We start from the raw sequence: 21,071 nt of genomic DNA, 5'->3' as shown, positions 1-21,071 counted from the left end.
ATCCGAAATACCAAAATTAAATTGTGCACACAGTGTGTGCATAAAGTGACAGGTAAAGTGGAAATTCAATCGGTGGTTGGTCTTGAACTAAAGAAAGATAGTAAGACAGCAAAAAGAAAAAGAAATTCTTCTTCGCTCGTACAGTTCGTACGCTTCGTACCTCTCGTACAATACGAATTGTTCGAGGATTGAAATTCGATTCTCAAAAAGCATTTAGTATGAAGTTGATGGTATTCTGTTTGGACTTCTTGGATAAGCTTTGACAGTTCCTTTTTGGGTAGCCTTTGACTTTACAATTTTGGGGTCCTGACTTAATCAGGTTTCCTTAAGGAGTTAACATTGATATGCTTACCTACACCGCATGTTTTATTAGTTGCAGTGTACTTTAAGGCTAAATTAATTTTTCTTTCAAAAATCTCTAATTTTTTTCTATAAATATTCTGACTTGATTTAGGATTATAATTATAAAATGGGGTTAAAAATTTATTCTTAATGATTTTTTCTTGCACAGAGTTTTTTTTCAAAAAAAAGTGAAAAAATGAAGATTTTGGGAAAAATCTAAGCAAAAAAATGCAGTTCAGATCTCTCGAAAATTCATTTTGTGACAGAATAAAATTCTGAATAATAAATATTTTCCAGAATAAAAATACCCTATATTGGGTATTTTTTATTTTATAGTTTTTGTCTAATTTTTGACCACGGAACAGTTAACCTTTTATTTTATGAATAAGTTTTTTACCGCCGGGATTTTATTTTCCATGTATGTGTTTCTGCAACCGAGTCAACTTTTTGCCCAGTTGCCGGGGGATGTAGCCTCCCAGATTGAAAAAATCACTCCCAAATCGGCACAGAATTCCCCCAATGCAGCTGGAATTCAGAAGTATGGGGATTTTAATGTGAATTTGTATACAGGAATTCCGGATATCAGCATCCCGATTTTTGAGATTGATGCTGGGTCGATCAAAGTGCCTATTGTTTTAACTTACCATGCAGGAGGAATCCGGTATACTGATAAATCCTCCTAGGTGGGACTGGGTTGGTCCATTCAGGCAGGCGGGCAGGTGACCCGAACAGTTAACGGCAAAGCTGATGAATCCAATTTTCTGTCCATAACCAATGACTATAGCGTAGACCCGTTTAATTTTTGTGCAAATTTTAACTACAAAGAACTTACTGCGACAGGGACCAATGACCGTGAACCTGATCTGTTTTCTTACAATTATCCCGGAGCCAGTGGACGATTTGTATTGAGGCAGAATGGGCAACCGCCTTTGCTATTTCCGGAAAGCGCCATAAAGCTGACCAAAGGATCAGATTTTTTTGATATCACGGATACCCAGGGATTGATGTATCGCTTTGGAGCTGACTGGGCTGGTCTGAATGGACATCGGGAGTTGTTGAGTAGTTCTTCTGGTTCAATCAATACATCAGCTATTTCGACCTGGTACCTACAAGAAATCAAGACCCAAAATTCTGATGATTATGTGACTTTTAAATATCAGGATTTGGGGACTATTACTACCTCTGAGATTGAAACAAATATCACCTTAATGGACCAATGCAACACAGCCGATGCAGTCCTGCTTCCTTGTAATTCCTATAGTCCTGTCACCACATTTGTTTCTACGACTAGTTCAATTTCCCAATTGGCATTGGATGAAATTTATTTTAAAACCGGTAAGGTAAAGTTTGTATTGGGAGCTGCAAGAACCGATTTGCCCGGAAGTCCCAATGTGGAGCGATTAAGTAAAATTGAAATTTACTCCAAGCTCAACGGCCAATATTTTTTGGAAAAGACTTTTGTCCTGCTCAATTCAGGCAATTTTAAACTGGCTTCCAATAATGGTGATGCCCGCTTAAAATTAGATGGCATTGAGGTCAGAGACGGCTCTAATACCCTAATCAATAAATACAGTTTTTCCTATCAGACAACTACTTTCTCCTGGGATGCAGTCCAGGGTTCTTATCGAAGAGACCTCTTTGGTTTTTACAATGGGAAATCAGCCAATACCAATCTGGTTCCGCAGGAAACTGTACAATACCAGGCAAATAGCGGAACAGGATTGACGACCATTTCCATCGGTGGAGCAGACAGAAATACCGATACTACATTTTACAAAGAGGGGGTGCTTAAGAGGATCACCTTTCCAACTGGTGGGTATACCGAATTTGAATTTGAACCGCATAAGTATGCTGATGCCGGTGTTACCAAATACGGTTCTGGACTCAGAATAAAGAAAATCACCAAGAATGACGGACAAAATACCTACAGTACGCTATACCGATACGGAAACAATGACGACGGATTTGGTCATAAAAACTTTGATGTCAGAAATTTCCATTTTTTAACAACCCAATATAAACGGGATGTGGTTTCTGGCACGCCTAATCAAAGGCAGTTTAGGGTTAGATCCTGGGTATCCAATTCAGTTGTTGGACCTGGGTTTGATGATAGTCCGATAGTTTACACCAGGGTATCAGAATATGCGAACGGGACCACATCCAACGGTAAAACCATCTACGAATTTGATAACAATTCATTGATACCGGATGGAGTTTTTACGGTTCAATATTCCAATAAAACCTGGAGAAACAGAAAAAGCTGGGAAAGGGGAAAACTTACCAAAGTTCTCAAATATGATAACCTCAATGCCTTGAAAGAGGTGGTGACCAAAGCATACACCAAGTATAAAGGACAGACCTTAAATATCGGACAGGCAGGAGCTCAGGTAATCATAGGGGAGGAAGTCGGTGGATTTTTCTACTATTGTCCGGGTACAGGGGGAGGATACCCATACGATGGCCACCGATACATGATTGCCACGCTTACCCAGGACGTTGGGGTGTATTTGGAGACTTCCTCTAAGCAGACGCTTTATTACGGTTCGGATTCAGTAGAAAATCTGACTACCCGTGACTTTCACCCGACATACCTTAAAACAAGCTATGAGGAAAGCAGCACCTTTCCCAATCCGCAATCGGTACGTAATGTTACCCGGTATAATTACGACATAGTCAATGTAAGTACTACCTACACAGGCTATCCTGAAGCCCTTCGTCAATTGCTTTTGAAAAATATCCTAGCACCTGTAGAACAATATACCCAAGTGCGGGAGGCTTCCAAATCCAATGTGATTGTAGCAGGTCAGGTGACTGATTATAGTCTAATTTCCGGTACTACCTGGTATATGCCTTCCCAAGCTTACTTTTTGGAAACTGCTTCTCCAATTCTTACAACGGCATATTCCGTAGTTGCAACCTCCGGGACCAGTTCCCTGACACGGGACACCAGGTATAAGCTCAGGATGTCTATGACCGGCTACGACTCCCGGGGAAATCTGATTCAATACAGCCTTTCTGATGGCAGCACCCATTCCATGCTTTATGGGTATGAGGGAGAATATGTAGTAGCAGAAGCGAGTAATACCACTGTTGGTAATATCGCCTTCACTTCTTTTGAGACCTCAGAAAAAGGAGGGTGGACCTATGCAGGAGTAGAGTCTTCAGTCATGTCAGGTGAAGCCAAATCAGGGAGCAAGGTCTATTTGCTCAACAATGGTCAGATCACCAAGTCTGGATTAGGTGCCTATAAACTGAGTTTTTGGATAAGGAGGAATTCAGGGACAGCAGGAACCCTGGCGATTAACGGCACTGCTTACACAGGAACGATTGACAATACCTGGCGACTGGTAGAAATTAGCGGGTCAGGCAGTGTGACCATCAGCGGGTCTGGGACAATTGTGGATGAGTTGAGGGTGCATCCGACGATGAGCCAAATGACCACCTACACCCACCGTCCTTTGGTAGGGATAAGGTCCCAGTTGGATCCTAGAAACCAAGGGATGTTCTACCAATATGATCCTTTTGGAAGGTTAGAAACGGTAACCAATGATCTGGGTCATGTTTTGAAGCATTACGAATACACCTACATCAGCTATTAATACGATCTGCCATGAGATATTTAGTCCTACTTATACTGATCAGCTTTTCCCTTACTGGTTTTGCCCAAGAACCTACTCAAGTGGATACACTTTCCAAAGGAGAGCAAAAAATGTTGGGCATTTGGAAACTTGATCTTCCCAATCAAAAAGTTGAAGGACCTTCTGCGAAAAAATTCAAATCTGATGAAGAAGGGCAAATAGAAGAAAAGAAATTCTGGAAGAAGAACGAATCCTGGATTTGCCACCTCAGGGAAGATAAAACCTATCTAAAGGCATGGGTGGAAAATGGCACTCTTCAGGAAGAAGAAGGGACTTGGTCCTTTGATGAATCTGTGATGGTATTAGTTCTGGTTTTTAAAGAGGAATCCAATACCTATGAGATCACCTACCGGGAAAAGGGGCAATTGTGGAAGCCTTTGAGGAAGGAAAAAGAAGAATTTAATGTATTGTTTGTTAAACGTCTAGGCTCATGAAATCATTTTTTACCCTAATTTTTGTTGTAGGTCTTACTGCTACGAGCTATGCTCAGGTAGTGTCCTCTTCTGCCTGCACGACAGTGATTCCCTCTGCGGCATCGGAGACCCTTACTTCCAGTAATTCGGTAAACTTGACCGCAAGTGTCGCCCCTTCCGGGTTTACTTATCGATGGTATGATACTGACGGCGTGTCCTTGATGTCCAGCAGCCAGATTTTCAGTACTCCGATTATTACAACTTCCCGGCTGTTTTATTTGGCGTATTATCACACGTCCACCGGTTGCCTCACGACCAAGGTGCCTGTTTGGGTATATTTTTATCCGGAAAATCTCAACTGGGTCAGGGAATTCAGTTCACGGGATACGCTCACAAACGCCTATTCGCTTCGTAGCTCTGCTCAAAAGGTATCTTATAAATCGACCAACTACCACGACGGATTGGGAAGGACTGTTCAAACTGTCCAACTCTCAGCTTCATCGGATGGATCGGATGTGATCGGAACCCTCGCCTTCGATGCCTTTGGTAGGCAGTATAGGGACTATTTGCCTTTCCCAAATAACGATTCGGGGACCAAAGGAAAATTCCGAACCAATGCAGCTTCCCTTAACTCCACCTACTACACTACCGCATACACTGACTCGAAAGGATATGCAGACAAAACGTTTGAATCCTCTCCCTTAAATCGGGTGATCAAACAAGGGGTCCCCGGAACCGCCTGGACGGGTAAGGATATTCAAATCAACGAGTTGACCAATACGGCAACCGAAGAGGTACGGATCTGGACCTTGGATGGATCCGGGTTACCCATTACCTCCGCAAATTTTGCCACAGGAACCCTGACCAAAACAGAGGTCTTGGATGAAGATCTTCGACGGGTAATTGAATACAAAGATAAATTGGGAAGATTGATTTTGAAAAAAGTCCAGGAATCAACAAGCCCTGGAATTTCCCATACAGGCTGGCTTTGCACGTATTATGTGTATGATACTTTTGGCCGCTTGCGGGTAGTAATGCCTCCCAAGGCAGTTTTTGAAATCATTACCAATAGCCAAAGTTCAACTGCTACTACCATCCGGGACGGGTTGTATTACCTCTATACCTACGATGAACGAGGCCGGCAAATCACTAAGAAACTACCGGACAAAGGCACCGAAGAACTGGTCTATGATCTTCAGGATCGTCTGGTGGCTTATCGGGATGCTAATCTGGCAGGTCTGGGCAAGTGGCTTTACACCAAGTATGATGCTTTGGGAAGGGAAGTAATGACCGGATTGGTGACCAATTCTTCCACTAGAGCTGCCCTCCAGTCGACTGTCAATACCTTGGGGAATAACAATGCGGTGATCAATGCAACTTCAGGAAAAACGGGTACCACCAACGCCGGAGGATTCCCTAGAGCCCTAGACGGGGGAGAGGGAGAAGTACTAATAGTTAACTATTTTGACCATTACAGCTTCAGAAAGGGGACGCTGACGTATTCCAAGCCCAATTCTTCCTATCACGATCAGACGACCAAAACTCACGGATTGCTGACAGGAAAATTGGTTCGGAATCTGGACAACAATACCCTGTATGAAACAGCCATTTATTACGATGATTTGGGCCGCTTGATCCAAACCTTTGAGGATCATCATCTAGGCGGAACGATCCGGGCCTCTTCCCGATTTGATTTTGAAAACAAGCCAATCGAAACTATTTCCCAACTTACTACCCCGGGAAGCCAGACCATAACCAAGAACTATACCTATAACAATGCGGGCCTATTGACCTCCATTACCCATAAAATCAATTCAGACCCTGCGGTCACCTTGGTTAACTTCCAGTATGACCAACTCGGACAACTGACAAATAAAACCTTCCCGGTGGCTGCCAATGCAGCGATGAATTATACCTACAATATCAGAGGCTGGCTGAAACGAATCAACAATCCTCAGGTAAGCAATGCCACAGTCAAAGTGTTTGCTCAGGAATTGTTTTATGAATCGGGAGGCACCACTCCCCAATACAACGGAAATATTTCAAAAGCAGAGTGGCGAGGCCAAGACGATACCAAGCGTGTTTATAACTATTTCTATGATGCTAACAACCGGATCAAGGATGCACTCTACACCGTACCAGATTACAGTTGGCAGAATGGACGATTCAATATCGGCTATGTCAACTACGATCCAAATGGAAATATTACCACACTTCAACGTGTAAATCAGCAAACGGCTAGTATTTGGGCTTTGGTGGATAATCTTGCCTACAGCTATGGGACGCATAGCAATAAGCTAACCTATGTCTATGATTACCAAACTAATCCAACCTACCTGGCCAAAGACTACAAAAACTTAGGCACCAGCACCTACAATTACGATGCTAACGGGAACCTATTGGGGAATAATGATCAATACAGCGTGGTGATTACTTACAATCACCTCAATCTTCCCAAGTCCATCATATTCTCAGGTACAGGAAGAAGCCTCACGTATTGGTATAATGCAGAGGGAGTGAAGGTGAGACAGGTGAATGTAGAAGGGGCTACTACTACCACCTTGGATTATTTGGGTGAATTCGTGTTTGAAAAAATCAATTCGGGAGCCAATACCCTGTCCTATATCATGCATGAGGAAGGCCGGGCGACCTTTGAGAATTCAGCGTTTCAATACGAGTTTTTCATCAAAGACCATCTGGGCAATGTCCGTCAGGTAGTTCGTGCGCCACAGTCCGCGCTGAGAATAGCGACCATGGAGCCGGAAAAGGCGGAAGAGGAAGAGGAGCTATTTGACAATATCCGCGAATCCAGACAGGGAGCCTCCGAGCACAACAAGACTCCGGGCGGCTATGCCACTGCCTGGCTGAATGCCGATCGTGGAAGGGTACTTGGTCCCTCTCGTAGCCAAGAGGTCCAACAGGGAGACAGTGTGGAGATCGGGGTTTTTGGAAAGTATGTCGATCCTAAAAAAGTCAAGCTAAGCCCGGCCAGTTTCGTTCGTACAGGATTGGACCAAAAAATAATCAGTACCCTTGGTGAGTATGGTCAGAATCTGGCTGCTTCTCCCAACGAAATCGCCATTGCCAATGTGATTGCCTTGGTAATATCAGAAATCCAGCAAAAACCTGCCCCCGAGGCTTATATGGGCTATTCGCTTTATGATGCAGACAGTAATCTGTATGAACAAGGAAAGGTCATACTATCCAAAAAAGCCCGAAACAAGCATGAGGAACTGATTCAAAAACTGGCGATCAAAAAAGATGGCTATATCGAAACCTACTTAGTCAATGAAACGGCTGAAAACGTCTGGTTTGACCAGTTCAGGATCATGAGTACAGGTCCGCTGATCGTGCAAGAGACGCATTATGATCCCTGGGGAGTGGACCTCTCGGGACTAGGTTATCAATATGGAGGAATCAAAACAAATCCGTATTTATACAACGGCAAAGAGCTGACCAGCGGATTGGGCGTGATCATGTACGATTACGGAGCAAGATTCTATATTCCTGCGATTGGGAGATGGTTTGTTGTTGACCCGTTGGCGGAGAAGGCTAGAAGACATAGTCCGTATAACTACGCCCTGAATAACCCGATGCGTTTTATCGATCCAGACGGGATGGAGGCATATTCTGTGATGGGGACACCAGTTATAACAGGGGAAAGGGAACCTGAGGATCCCTTAGTCAAAAGTGTTGTTAATGGTGAAGAAAGTGATCCAGGATTGTGCCAGAATTGCTCCTCCCTTCCTGAAGTTGTTGTTACCGGAGAGCGAATTAATGATAATCGACAAGAGGGAATCAAGATTAATGGGTATTGGGGAGCAAGTACATCTTCATTAAGTGATCTTGGAATAATTCAGCAGCAGCCAATTGGAGGAACTGTCCCTTTTCTTCCAGGCGGGATTGGTGGCTGGGGGAATATTAAGAATTTCTTTAGTGCAATTAGGAATTTTAGAAGTTTTTTCAATTTTGGTAAAAATGCAATATCAGCGAATCGTTTACATCATATTTTTGGAAAATCAGAGCATGCCCTAGAAAGTTTGGTGAAAAAGTTTGGTTCAGAAGCTAAGGCTTACAACGCAGTTCAAAAAGCGGCTGATCTTGCCTTAAAAACAGGAAAATTAACTCCAAACGCAAATGGAGTTTTACCGTCAGGTAATTTGGGGAATATAATTGATGTAGGAGGTATGAATGTAAGATTAATTGGGGGAAGAGCTGAAAATGGAAAAGTAATTATTTCGTCATTTAGTAGAAAAGGACTTTAGTATGGAAGAATTAAATAGACTTGAGAAGGAAATTCTGAATAGGCTTTCAAAGCAATACCCAAGCTTAACTTTCCATATACCATTCCTTAAGGTTAAAAGCAGAGAATTAACTGGAGTTGGAATGTATATTAATTTTGTTTACAATCAAAGTGTTGTAAAAGAGTTAGATTCGGATATTAAAAATACCTCATTAAGTACAAATGAGACCATTGTATTAGATGGCTTAAATAATGGCTTATGTTATGAGCTTGATATTTCTGGCGGGAAAGTGAATTTTATAGAACTGGTTACTTTTGGGGAAGAATGGGACGGAATTATTACAGAAAAATTCATATTTAAGTAAGATTTTTTCAGAATAAGGAATGATTTAGGTTTATAAATTATAAATGGATCAAAAGTAGAAACACATTACTTTTTTAACTCTACTACTGGTCTATATGTAAATTCGTTTTTATATAACATTAGGGCTTTCGGATTAACCGAGCAATAAATTATATTCATTTTGTTAAAAAAATTGAGAGATTAAATGTTTTATTTTGTGGGTAGATAAGTTTAATAATAGTCTTTTATGAAAAAAATAGTTTTAGTTATATTAACTGAGGTAACCATTTAATTTCATATCTTTATCTATCATCAGACACAGAAAATGGACATTTATAAAGGACAGAGCCTCATAGAGTTTACTCAACGCTTCAAAACCGAAGAAGATTGTAAAAAATACCTGAGTGAACTGAAGTGGGATAAGGGATTTACATGCAGGAAGTGCGGCCACAAGGGCAGTCAAATCCGCAAAGACTTTTCCAGAACCTGCAACAAGTGCAGTGATACCGAAAGCCCCAGTGCAGACACCTTGTTCCACAAAGTCAAATTTGGTCTTTTGAAGGCGTTTTACTGCAAAAAACGATGAAGTTGACCCCTTGCTGACGATTTAAACTGACCCCCGGCTGGTGATGCAAACTGACCCCCGGTTGGTGATGTAAATTGACCCCCTTGGGAAGTTATTTTTTTGGAATGGAATAGGAGACTTTTTAGGCCTGTTGGATGTGTGTACAACTTCACATTCTCCATGGCCAATCGCCCCCTTACCATGAACAAGATCCGACAAATTTTACGAGGTCATTTTGAAGGCCATGGCTCCAAGCAGCTCAGTAAACTGACAGGAGTCTCCCGAAACACCATCAAGTCCTACCTGAAAAGGTTTCAGCAGACAGGCATGCTCTTCGAAGAGGCAAACCAGCTCTCCGATGAGGGCCTTGCCGAGCTGATCCTCGGCCCTCCTTCTCCCTTGCTTAAAAGTGGCAGGCTGGAAGTTCTGCTTCCGTTGTTACCGGGAATCGTCAAGCAACTCCGCAAAAAAGGAATGACCCGCCAGCGTCTCTGGGAAGAGTACCGGCTGAAGCATCCTGACGGTTTTCAGTCCAGCCAGTTCCGCAAATATATCCGTGAATACGTGGGCAGACAGCGCCTGACGATGCATTTTGAGCATCCGGCAGGAGAAAAAGTATTCATCGACTATGCGGGCAAAAAACTCCATGTGACCGATCCGGATACCGGAGAGTATGTGCCTGTAGAAGTGTTTGTAGCCACACTTGGCTGCAGTCAATACACCTATGTAGAAGCCACTTTTACCCAAAAGAAACCCGACTTTATCGGAAGCTGCAGGCGGATGCTGGAATTCTTTGGCGGCGTGCCCCGGGTTATTGTCCCGGACAATCTCAAGTCTGCGGTCACCAAAGGGAGCAAGTATTCTCCTGTCCTGAACGAGACCTTTGAGATCTTTGCTGAGCATTACAATACCACTATCCTTCCTGCAAGACCGCGGCAGCCCAGAGAAAAGTCGCTGGTCGAAGGTGCGGTCAGACTGGTTTATCAGCGGATTTATGTCGAGCTGCAAGGGAAGGTGTTTTTTTTCCTGGAAAGCCTCAACGAAGCACTTGTGCCCTTGGTAAACAACTACAATGACTACGCCCTTCGTGGCCAGGAAAGCCGCAGGGAACAGTTTGAAACACTGGAGCGCAACAGTCTGCTGGCATTGCCGGAACTCCCTTATCAGCTGATGGAGGTCAAAGTATGCACGGTGATGAAAAACACACACATCCGTCTGGGAGAGGACAAACACTATTACAGCGTCCCCCATCAGTATATGGGAAAGAAAGTCAAGGTTCTGTTCAACGATGACCGGGTAGAGATCTTCTACCAATACCATCCTATAGCCAAGCATAAACGCGACAAAAGAAAACACAAGTACACGACCCTTCGGGATCATCTGGCCGGAAACCACAAGTATGTTTCTGGATGGAGTTATGAGTTTTTTGTGGATGAGGGCAACAAGATCGGCAAGGAAGTAGGCACATTCCTAGCCAGTCTGATGGAGTCCATTCCCCACCGGGAGCAGGGCTATAAATCCTGTTCCGGCATCCTTCATCTTGCCCGCAAAGTGGGAACGCAACGGATCACCGGAGCCTGTAAAAGAGCTTCAGAATATGGGGTTTACACCTATCCAATGATTGAGCAGATCCTTTCCAAAAATCTGGATGCAATCAGTTTTTCCGATGAGCAGCTGGATGAATCCTCCCAGATGCCCAAACACCACAACATCCGTGGCAACAAGTACTTCAGTTAAACCAAATACCAATTCCAATGATCCAACAAACACTTGAAAAGATGAAAAAGATGAAGCTGTATGGCATGTCACGCAGCTTCAGTCACGCCACAGAATCCGATTCTATGGCATCCTTGACTCCGGATGAATTAATCGCCCTGCTCGTTGAAAACGAGTGGGACGACCGGCAAAACCGCAGAATGGAAAGCAGTCTTCGCGGAGCACGGTTCCGCTACAAGGCCACCGTCGAGGAGCTGGATTTTCGGCCCGGAAGGGAGCTGGACAAAAACCAGCTCCTGCGCCTTGCAGACGGAGGCTATATCAAAAAAGGAGAAAACATTCTGATGACAGGCAGTACAGGCACAGGCAAAAGTTACCTTGCCTGTGCCTTGGGCAACCAAGCCTGCAGCAAAGGATACAAAGTCCTGTATGCAAATACGACCCGATTGCTTACCCAGCTGAAAATGGCCAAGGCTGATGGTTCTTCCATCAAGGAGATGCTCAAACTGGAAAAACTCGATGTGCTGATCCTGGATGACTTCGGAATACAGCCCTTGGATATCCAGAGCAGGATGTTGTTAATGGAAATAATCGAAGACCGACATGGCAAAAAGTCAACCATCATCACCTCCCAGTTGCCGGTCAGTACATGGTATGAAATCATCGGGGACCAGACGATTGCAGACTCTATTTTGGACAGAATAGTCCACGATGCTCACCGGATCGAACTAAAGGGAGAATCCCTTCGGAAACAACGAAAAATCGAACCCGAAAACCGCTAACTTTAAGCTGATGTAAGTCCTCTATTCCTGAACAAAAAAATCACTTAACTCTGGGGGGTCATTTTGCAGCGCTGATAGGGGGTCATTTTGATCGCTATATGCAACATAGTCTTATTCTTTGAAATTCATCTTAATACTTTACGGTTTTGAATCAAAGTCGTTCTGTTTTTTTGTTTAAATAAGTAAAGATGTTTTTATATAAATATTTGGTTTATAGCGGCCTTCCAATCCTATTTTAAGAATCCCATGTTTTTTTCCAAGCAGAAAACTCAGAGGGTTTTATTCGATACCGGACAAAGTTCCCTTCATGTAATCCTAGAAGTTCGGTTTCTACTACCTCTGTGAATCTTGATCGATCTGGTTCTGGTAATTTTTTGACTTCAGATTTTATTGCTTGGGATGCAGCTTCTTTATCCATTGCATTCCTCACGATTTGGCTGACTATCGCTCGTATTTCTTCTCGGTATTTCATTCGGAAAGGATCTGGCTCCCCAAGGGATTGGCGAATGGCCGCATACCTTAAGGCTGACCGCTCATAAGCCCACAAAAAAACATCTTTGAATAACTCGATACGGTTTAATTCATATATGCCAAGCATTCCTTTGACATAGCTTTCTTCCGGCACATCTATAAATGAAAGTGGAGCAAGGTTATGTCTGTTTAACGGAATATTGGCAGCCAATCTGGATACTCGTTTATTAACATCATCAAATGGTTGGAGATAGGGCAACTGAACCAGTACAAAAAAAGCCTGCTCAAATGGATTTTGGATTTGGCTTGCTTTTGCCAGGATTAGATCAAAGGATTCTTCAATGAGTTGTGGAATCCCTAGAGGAGTAAATACTGAATTGGTGATTCCTACGCCAAAAGTCCTAAGCCTTCCTGATGCAGCCGGATTTGGTAGCAGGTTGTTCGACAGCAAAGCATGAAGATTGAGAAAGGTATAGCGATTGAAGCCTACCTCACCAGACGATTCCACCAAAAACTCAATGGCTTCTTTATGGTTGAGAATCATCTGCGTTTCCATCGGAGACTTGTTCGAGGGGGTTTTTCCGTTATGGATAAGCAACTCCGTATCCAGAAGGGAATAGGTGTTGCCTTCCAGTCTACTTGAATTCCATGAAAGGTCGATCAACAATCGATTCAAAATCTCTCTGGCATAGGTTCCGGCAGGTTGTTCTTCATTCCTTGTTTTTCCCCATTCTGCCAGTTTTTGTTTTTCTTCTTTGCTGAGGTAGCTGTCGATATTGGGACGGTAATTTTCCAAAAAATCCCGTTCGTAACCGACAGGTTTTCTTTGCGCTTCAGTACGGGAGACCAAGGCCCAAACGTCTTTCCCTTCTTGTGAAAGAGGGAGAGTCATTGAAGAGTCGTCCTTTGTTGCAATCTTGGATTGAGAAGCAGCTGTATCCTTAAAAAAATATCGGGTTGCATGAGACCCTCCTTCGGTATAAATGAGGTTGTCTTCTTTGAGTTTCTTTAATCTTCTCTGTAGGGTTCGTCTTTCAATAGAAGAAGAGAGTGATTCATTCAACTCTTCGAGACTTGCGCCATTGGAGAATGACCTCAAAGCAAGTAAAATATCATCGAGCTCATTTTTCATGTTCATAATCCTACACCCTTTATTCGACAATGATAGCAATTAATTGTCGCAAAAATAATTTTACGACAAAAACGTGTCGCGAAAGTGAAAGATTGTCGTGAAATGTAAAAGATGGTAGCAGATAAAGCCCATCAAGGTAAACTACCGAATTTTGCACACAACGTGTGCATAAAATGAAAGATTAAGGCAAAACAATAAGATGGTGTCGGTAATTATAATATTTGGCTCAAACAGCAAAAAGAAAAATGCTTCACTCGTACAGTTCGTACGCTTCGTACCTCTCGTACCATACGAATTGTTCGAGGATCGAAATTCGAAATCATTCAAATCGGTTAAATTTCCAATGCCTGAAATTTGGCTAACCGACGGAACATTCAAAATTCGATTGTTTGATTCCGGCAAATGCCCAAGAGAAGTCTTTAGATTTTCAGCCCTAAACAACAAAAAGAAAGAATCTTCCAAGATTCTGGCCTTTAGAATACCTCATAAATCTTAGTTTTGGAAAGAATCCTACAGTATGATTAAAATAAATTCAAATGGATTTAAATTTTTTCCGCCAAAATGAGTCTGTCCCCCTATTTGTCCTCCATAGTTGATAATAATCTGTAAATCAATGTTTTAAAATAGTCCTGTTCCCGCTACTTCGAAGGATACCAGTCGGTATCCTTTTTTTTATTCTCAATTCCGGATTCGATGCGATTCCGATTTTTCAAAATGATCGAATAAAAAGTTTCCTCTAAGGCGTTTACAACTACGTCTGATTTAATAAGTAGAGTTAAAGGCTTAAATCACCAATGTTTTATAAGTGATTGTAAAAAATGCCTATGCTTGAAATTCCGGGTTGCCACAATTTTTAAATCGCAAGATTCCTGAAAACCTTCTTCACCATTATTTCTTCTCCTCTTTGGCATAAAATGCAGCCATTGCTTCCCAATCCTCATCCGAACAAAGAGGAATGTAGTTTATTCTGAATTTCTGAAGTTTCTCCTGACGGTTTTTTAGAATTAAGTCGCGCTTAAAATGCGCTTTTTGGGGATTGAGTTTTACTAAAGCGGATTTTATTTCTGAGTTCAATCTCATTTTCTTTCTATTAAAAAGTAAGGTGTTCGAATTGCCCTTGGAAATTTCTTTCAGATTTTTTTCGTCGGGTTTATTGGATCCCGAAAAACTCATTGAGTTATTTTTTTCAACTTCATTCACTTTTGATCCCTGCTGTTCCATCCAATCTGTTGGTCCTTGAAATTTTATTGAGACTAAGGTAGCTATCTAAGTTTTCTTAAAAATACCCAGTACTGGGTATTTTTTAAATTTTACCATCTAACTAAAACAGATATACGGAACTGATAAGAAACCAGATTCAGAATAGTTTCTTCTTTTTCAAAAAACTATCAACAGCGAACTTTCCCGCCCCAAATGCCAATATTCCCAAGAAGACACATACATAAAGTAAGGGGAGTTCTTTCTTTCCAAATGGGTCATTCCAATGCGCATAAAAAGCAGCAGTCAACATTGTAAGAATTAAAGGAATTGTAGCAAGACGGGTCTTGAATCCTATCATTACCAAAACTGCGCAGATTACCTCCGCAAAAATCGCCATTCCCAGGGAAATCTCTGGTCCCAAACCAAAGGGATCGGCGAATTTGACTGGTCCCTCACCAAAAAATCGCCCAATTTTCGGGATTCCGTGGGTGAGCATCATCGCACCCGCGCCAATCCTAATAGCCAACAATGCCAGATCTTTCAAAACTGCGTTTTTCATGTTTTCAAGTTTCATTGCTACAAACCTAAGCTAAATTGGAAATCAGTGAAAGCGTTTTTACGGAACAAATGAATACGAGGGATTATTTGGAAATCTGGCCTGAAACCATTCTGTCTTTTCCATTTAGATCCTGGATTACTCTGACTTTATCATATCCCGATTCAGAAAGAAGGTCAGCAATATTTCTTCCGTATCGCTCATTGATTTCAAAGTAGATTTTCCCGAATGGTTTGAGGAGTTTCATTCCTGTTTCAGCTATCTTTTTGTAAAAGATCAAAGGATCTCCATCTGAAACAAAAAGCGCGAGATGCGGCTCAAAATCAAGCACATTTTGATGCATTAACTTTTTTTCTTCAATTGGGATGTAGGGAGGATTACTAACCAAAATATCCAACCCGGTTGGTTTTGGGGTTTCTAGTAAGATATCACATTTGGAGAGGGTCACATCTGCTTTCAGTTTTTTCGCATTGAATGTGGCAATCTCTAAGGCCTCCTCTGAAATATCCACTCCAAAAACTTCCGGTTCCTGCATCTCCAAAGCCAATGTAATCGGAATGCATCCTGATCCTGTACCGATATCCAGAATTCGAAGATTTGGTCGGGGGTTTTCTTTGATAATCAAGTGAACCAGCTCTTCGGTTTCGTTTCTTGGGATCAAAGTAGCCGGACTCACCTTAAATTCCCGTCCGTAAAAAGGTCCATGTCCCAAAATATACTGAATCGGTTCGCCGGCTTTAAGACGCTCAAAATCATTTTTCAGAGGTCCTGGTAAATCCTTTTCTTCTAAAAAGCGCATTATGTCAACTCGCCTCATTCCCAGGTGATGCTCTAGGAGCCAATTCACTAAAGTTTCCGCTTCAATTGGATTATACTGATTTAATTGAGTTGACAAATTTTTGACAAGTTGTAGGTAGGAAAGTGACATTTTCAAAGGTAATCAGGGGAATCGTTTTGTCTGAATATTAGCTGACATTCTGATCGAAATCTATTCCTCGACATTTCCCCTTACCTTTGTGGGGAGAATTTCCTTTCATGAAGCTACATAACAACACCATCCGCGGCGTACATACCGCACTTCAAGCCATCTTCGAAGAAGGCCAATACGCTGATAAAGTCATCGAGCGAACCCTCAAATCCAATCCAAAATGGGGTGCCAGGGATCGTTCTTTTATCGCCGAAACTACCTACGAAATGGTTCGTTGGTGGAGGCTGATTGGTCATTTGAGCCCTTCCAAAGATTATTGGGATCTGTTTGGCACGTATTGGCTGATGCAGGGAAATCAGCTGCCGGAATGGGAGGAATTTGCCAGAATCAACCCAGACAAGTTGAAGGGCAAATATGAGTCAATCGAAGATCCTGCCATGCTGGAGTCTATCCCGGAGTGGCTCCATAAGTTGGGAAAAAGTGAGCTTGGAGAGAAATGGGAATCTGAAATCCATTCGCTAAATGAAGAAGCCGAAGTAGTACTCCGTGTAAATACGCTGAAAACTACACGAGAGCGACTCAAAAATCAACTCGCCGCAGATGGCATTAATACTTACATCCTCAAAGGATATCCTGATGCCTTGGTTTTAGAGGAAAGAGAAAACGTTTTTCGTCACCCCGCCTTCAAGGAAGGACTTTTTGAGGTTCAAGACGCGAGTTCTCAATTGGTAGCTGCGGCATTGGCCGTGGAGCCGGGGATGAGGGTGATTGATGCCTGTGCAGGGGCCGGAGGGAAGGCACTTCATTTGGCTGCCTTGATGGAAAACAAAGGAAAAATCTTGGCCATGGATGTGGAAGATTGGAAGCTTCAGCAAACTAAACTTCGGGCACGAAGAGATGGGGTCTCGATCATTGAACCCAAAGCTATCGAAGGTACAAAGACCATCAAGCGCCTAAAAGAATCAGCAGATAGACTGTTACTTGATGTTCCTTGCTCGGGGCTCGGAGTACTCAGAAGGAATCCCGATACAAAGTGGAAACTAAGCATGGATTCCATCCAAAAAGTGCGGGAAACCCAACAGGAGATCCTTCAAAGTTACCAGTCAATGCTCAAACCCGGAGGTCAAATGGTTTATGCTACCTGTAGTATTCTCCCTTCGGAAAACGAACTTCAAGTCAAGAAATTCTTAGAAAGCGAAGCAGGAAAGAACTTTGAATTGATCGAAGATCAAAAAGTATTGGCCCAGGAAAGCGGATTTGATGGATTTTACATTGCAAGGTTGCTGAAAAAAACCACTGCCGATTAAAGTTTATTTCCATAATGGTTTCAAAATCAGCTTCATGTTTTTAATTTCAGTAAAAAAACTGAAATGAACCTGGAGCTGATTTTTTCAATTGTCAATACCACGGCATTCATTTGCTGGATATTTCTGTTTGTGCTTTATCATAAGCGTTGGGTTTTCCGAACGCTATTTTCGTTTGTTTTTACGGCGATGGCCTTGGTATACCTTTTTTATATTCTAAAAGGATTGTCGGGAGGTGGAGGGGGTGGATTTGATACGTTAGCAAATGTCAAGTTGCTCTTTACTAAAGATGAGGCGGTTCTTGCAGGTTGGATTCATTACCTCGTTTTCGATCTTTTTGTGGGCATGTGGATTTGTCATGATGCAGATATCAGGGGAATCAACCGATGGATACTTTTACCCTGCTTACTGTTGACATTCATGCTTGGTCCCGTGGGTCTTCTGCTTTACATCCTAATTCGAATGATTTATTTGAAAAAATTCCCTCAGGATCCCTATGCTTAAAGCCTTTTACCTTGAATTAAATCTAAGAAACCCCTTTTTAGCAAAATCCGGAATGTTTTGCTTTTTACTGGCGGCGATGCTGGTATTCTTTCCATTAGTCGATCCGAGAGTACTACAAGGTGTAAATGTCTGGATAAAGCCATTGAAGTTTTTCGTTTCTGTAGGTATCTTTTTTTGGACAATGGCTTGGATGATGGCTCATTTGAATGAATCAGAGAAAGTAAAAAAGATAAGTCTTTGGATTTTTATTTTGATGGTCATCGAGTTGACTTTGATTACTTATCAGGCCGCACAGGGCAAACTTTCCCACTTCAACATCAGCTCATTTTGGGATATCATGATTTTTCAGACGATGGGTGTAGCAATTCTGTTGAATTCATTGGTAGTGCTTTGGTTTTTCATCCTTTTCAGAAAAGTGAGTCATTTGCCATCAGGCTATGCCTTGGCAATCCGAATTGGTCTGATTATATTCTTGATAGCAGGATTTGAAGGATTTGTGATGGCAGGAAGGCTGGGCCATACCGTTGGCGCCACTGACGGACAGGATGGTATTTTTCTTTTGGGTTGGGCCAAAGCCTACGGAGATTTGCGTGTTTTTCACTTTCTGGGTTTACATGCCCTCCAAATTCTGCCGCTATTGGCTTGGTTTTTCTGGAAAGACCACGCTAAAATCTCTGGAATAGTAGGCTTCGTTTATTTTATACTAAGCTCAGCCACGCTTTGGTTGGCAATTCAAGGAAAAGGAATTTGGCCCTTTTAAATTATTGATTTCCAAAGCTTCTTTCAAAAAGAGTAACATTTACCTCGGTTTTCAATATTAATTTTGTTTTGGGCTGGGATGGCATTACTTTTTGTGTGTAACTTTGACGGGCAAATAGGGTTACCTACAACCAATATTTGCCATGAATACAAATTCCTCGAAGTTTCTTTACGAAGCACTCACCTACGATGACGTGCTTCTTGTTCCGGGTTATTCCGAAGTGCTCCCTCGCGAGACTAATACTTCGACCCAACTTACCAAAAAAATCAGATTGAATATTCCTCTGGTATCCGCCGCAATGGATACCGTAACTGAAGCCGAACTCGCAATTGCGATTGCGCTGGAAGGTGGACTTGGATTCATTCATAAAAATATGTCAATCGAAAAGCAGGCCGCTCAAGTACGCAAAGTAAAGCGATCACAAGCGGGTATGATTCTCGATCCTATTACGCTTCATATCGATTCCAAAGTTCGTGATGCGGAGACCATCATGCGAGAATATCACATTGGAGGCATCCCAGTGGTGGATGGTGATAAAGTGCTGAAAGGGATCATTACCAATAGAGATCTTCGTTTTATCAAAGATCAAAACCGTCTGATTCGTGATATCATGACGAGGGAAAATTTGATAACAGCAAAGTCAGGGATTTCCCTGGAACAAGCTGAGGAAATTCTTCAGGAATATAAAATTGAAAAGCTTCCAATCGTTGATGAGGAGTACAAACTTTCGGGTTTGATTACTTACAAGGATATTCTCAAAAGAAGAGACAAGCCTTATGCCTGCAAAGACGAATACGGTCGTCTTCGAGTGGGTGCGGCCGTCGGCGTAACAGCCGATATCGTAGACCGCGTGGAAGCGTTAAGAAATGCAGGTGTAGATGTGGTTTCCATTGATACAGCCCATGGACATTCCAAAGGAGTAATTGAAACCTGCAAAAGGATAAAGGCTGCTTTTCCTGATTTGGAAGTGATTGTGGGGAATATTGCAACTCCCGAAGCGGCAATTGCCTTGGCAGATGCAGGTGCAGATGCCGTGAAAGTTGGTGTTGGCCCAGGTTCGATTTGTACTACTCGCATCATTGCCGGAGTGGGAGTGCCACAACTTTCGGCAGTATTTGAATGTGCTGAAGCCTTGAAAGACCGTGGAGTCCCTGTGATTGCTGACGGAGGGATTCGCTATTCAGGAGATTTGGTCAAAGCAATAGCCGCTGGGGGAAGTTCCATCATGATCGGATCACTTTTGGCTGGAACTGAGGAAGCTCCTGGAGAAATGATCATTTTCGAAGGAAGAAAATTCAAATCTTACCGCGGGATGGGTTCTTTGGAGGCAATGGAGTCCGGTTCCAAAGACCGGTATTTCCAGGATGCTGAAGACAACATCAAAAAATTGGTACCAGAAGGAATCGTGGGTCGTGTTCCTTATAAAGGACTCGTGTCTGAAGTCTTGTATCAGCTAGTCGGTGGCCTGCAAGCCGGAATGGGTTATTGTGGCACTAAAACTATCAAAGACCTTCAGGACAACGGTAAATTTGTCAAAATCACTACTGCGGGTGTAAAGGAATCTCATCCGCACGATGTGAGTGTGACGAGGGAAGCGCCAAATTATAGTTTGAAATCTTAATTTAAAAAAAGGCCAATTCCATTTAGGATTTGGCCTTTTAGGATTTTAATGTAGGTTATTTTTGAAATTGCTGAAAAAATCCGAATCCTATCCTTCATCCATTCACCTCAAAACTTACGTCCCATTCATCCACGATCTTCACAGTTTTGGAAAATTCTTTATGAAAGGGATTGATTAGCAGATTATGTTCTTGAGGATAACTGGAAATAGGGATTCTAATTGAAGGGATTTTCAACAAAGGAGATATCATTCCTTTTGCCCAGGTTGTACCAAACTCCTGCGTGGATCTTGAATACGGCCTGTTTTTCCAGTCAGCCGGAAGAAAATCAGCATCCAATTCAGGGATTTCCCCAGTCATTTCCATGATGACTAATTTCCATTTGCTTTGGGTCACGACCGGTCCCTTGATGCTGAGCAATTCCAGGAAATTGAGCGAACTCATCGCACAGGCATAGATCATCGGGGTGCCAAATTGATTCCATCGACCCGGTCCAATTCCGTAACCCAGACTGTCTCTTCCCAGTAAGTTTTCGATCAGCCGAAAATACCGCAT

The 21,071-nt window shown here is 42.5% G+C and carries 16 protein-coding genes and 1 pseudogene; 12 read left to right on the top strand and 5 right to left on the bottom strand.

The features are described from left to right. Positions 1-722: 722 nt before the first annotated feature. The 8 genes and pseudogenes from BLQ81_RS11775 to istB all read left to right on the top strand — a co-directional run bounded on the left by BLQ81_RS11775 (position 723) and on the right by istB (position 12,042). Positions 723-1,025, top strand: coding sequence for a hypothetical protein (locus BLQ81_RS11775; RefSeq protein WP_092730206.1), 303 nt, complete (start codon positions 723-725; stop codon positions 1,023-1,025). Beyond that, the gene (locus BLQ81_RS11770; protein ID WP_092730204.1) at positions 1,026-3,941 is read left to right on the top strand and encodes an RHS repeat domain-containing protein; all 2,916 of its coding nucleotides are present in this window, start codon (positions 1,026-1,028) and stop codon (positions 3,939-3,941) included. 11 nt (positions 3,942-3,952) lie between these two features. Continuing rightward, positions 3,953-4,414: a hypothetical protein gene (locus BLQ81_RS11765; RefSeq protein ID WP_092730202.1), complete on the top strand. Its 462-nt coding sequence runs from the start codon at positions 3,953-3,955 to the stop codon at positions 4,412-4,414. After that, the gene (locus tag BLQ81_RS11760; protein WP_092730200.1) at positions 4,411-8,658 is read left to right on the top strand and encodes a DUF6443 domain-containing protein; all 4,248 of its coding nucleotides are present in this window, start codon (positions 4,411-4,413) and stop codon (positions 8,656-8,658) included. The genes BLQ81_RS11765 and BLQ81_RS11760 overlap by 4 nt, the downstream gene beginning before the upstream one ends. A 1-nt stretch (position 8,659) precedes the next feature. Further along, positions 8,660-9,001: a hypothetical protein gene (locus BLQ81_RS11755; RefSeq protein WP_092730198.1), complete on the top strand. Its 342-nt coding sequence runs from the start codon at positions 8,660-8,662 to the stop codon at positions 8,999-9,001. Positions 9,002-9,304: 303 nt separating this feature from the next. After that, positions 9,305-9,550 (top strand): annotated as a pseudogene (locus BLQ81_RS11750) (transposase); the annotation flags it as partial. A gap of 195 nt (positions 9,551-9,745) precedes the next feature. Then, positions 9,746-11,281, top strand: a complete 1,536-nt coding sequence (istA, locus tag BLQ81_RS11740; protein WP_245693250.1) for an IS21 family transposase — start codon at positions 9,746-9,748, stop codon at positions 11,279-11,281. 17 nt (positions 11,282-11,298) lie between these two features. Continuing rightward, the gene (gene istB, locus BLQ81_RS11735; protein WP_092730192.1) at positions 11,299-12,042 is read left to right on the top strand and encodes an IS21-like element helper ATPase IstB; all 744 of its coding nucleotides are present in this window, start codon (positions 11,299-11,301) and stop codon (positions 12,040-12,042) included. 235 nt (positions 12,043-12,277) lie between these two features. Here the strand turns inward: istB and BLQ81_RS11730 are convergent, their stop codons facing one another. The 4 genes from BLQ81_RS11730 to prmC form a co-directional block, all read right to left on the bottom strand. Beyond that, positions 12,278-13,645, bottom strand: coding sequence for a Fic family protein (locus BLQ81_RS11730; protein WP_245693249.1), 1,368 nt, complete (start codon positions 13,643-13,645; stop codon positions 12,278-12,280). A gap of 888 nt (positions 13,646-14,533) precedes the next feature. Continuing rightward, positions 14,534-14,725 carry a hypothetical protein gene (locus BLQ81_RS22010; RefSeq protein ID WP_139183621.1) on the bottom strand — a complete coding sequence of 64 codons (192 nt, stop codon included), beginning with the start codon at positions 14,723-14,725 and terminating at the stop codon, positions 14,534-14,536. 277 nt (positions 14,726-15,002) lie between these two features. Beyond that, a complete protein-coding gene (locus BLQ81_RS11720) occupies positions 15,003-15,404 on the bottom strand; it encodes a DoxX family protein (protein WP_092730299.1) in 402 nt (133 codons plus the stop codon). An 82-nt stretch (positions 15,405-15,486) separates the two neighbouring features. Further along, complete coding sequence (gene prmC / locus BLQ81_RS11715; protein ID WP_092730186.1) at positions 15,487-16,329, bottom strand: peptide chain release factor N(5)-glutamine methyltransferase; 843 nt, start codon at positions 16,327-16,329, stop codon at positions 15,487-15,489. Positions 16,330-16,436: 107 nt separating this feature from the next. Between prmC and BLQ81_RS11710 the strand changes: the two genes are divergently transcribed. The 4 genes from BLQ81_RS11710 to guaB all read left to right on the top strand — a co-directional run bounded on the left by BLQ81_RS11710 (position 16,437) and on the right by guaB (position 20,518). Further along, entirely contained in the window at positions 16,437-17,636 is a 1,200-nt protein-coding gene (locus BLQ81_RS11710; protein WP_092730184.1) for an RsmB/NOP family class I SAM-dependent RNA methyltransferase, read from the top strand. 63 nt (positions 17,637-17,699) lie between these two features. After that, on the top strand, positions 17,700-18,137 hold the full coding sequence (locus tag BLQ81_RS11705) for an ABA4-like family protein (protein WP_092730182.1): 438 nt from the start codon (positions 17,700-17,702) through the stop codon (positions 18,135-18,137). Beyond that, a complete protein-coding gene (locus BLQ81_RS11700) occupies positions 18,130-18,897 on the top strand; it encodes a hypothetical protein (protein WP_092730180.1) in 768 nt (255 codons plus the stop codon). Before BLQ81_RS11705 ends, BLQ81_RS11700 begins: the two co-directional genes overlap by 8 nt. A 142-nt stretch (positions 18,898-19,039) precedes the next feature. After that, the gene (guaB, locus tag BLQ81_RS11695) at positions 19,040-20,518 is read left to right on the top strand and encodes an IMP dehydrogenase (RefSeq protein WP_092730178.1); all 1,479 of its coding nucleotides are present in this window, start codon (positions 19,040-19,042) and stop codon (positions 20,516-20,518) included. A 94-nt stretch (positions 20,519-20,612) separates the two neighbouring features. On the opposite strand, the gene BLQ81_RS11690 is transcribed toward guaB, so the two are convergent. Further along, the gene (locus BLQ81_RS11690; protein ID WP_092730176.1) at positions 20,613-21,071 is read right to left on the bottom strand and encodes an RES family NAD+ phosphorylase; all 459 of its coding nucleotides are present in this window, start codon (positions 21,069-21,071) and stop codon (positions 20,613-20,615) included.

The organism is Algoriphagus alkaliphilus (genome assembly GCF_900103735.1).
GTDB classification, from domain to species: Bacteria; Bacteroidota; Bacteroidia; order Cytophagales; family Cyclobacteriaceae; genus Algoriphagus; species Algoriphagus alkaliphilus.
The sequence above is the reverse complement of the archived record's forward strand: the minus strand, read 5'-3'. Positions and strand labels throughout refer to the sequence as shown.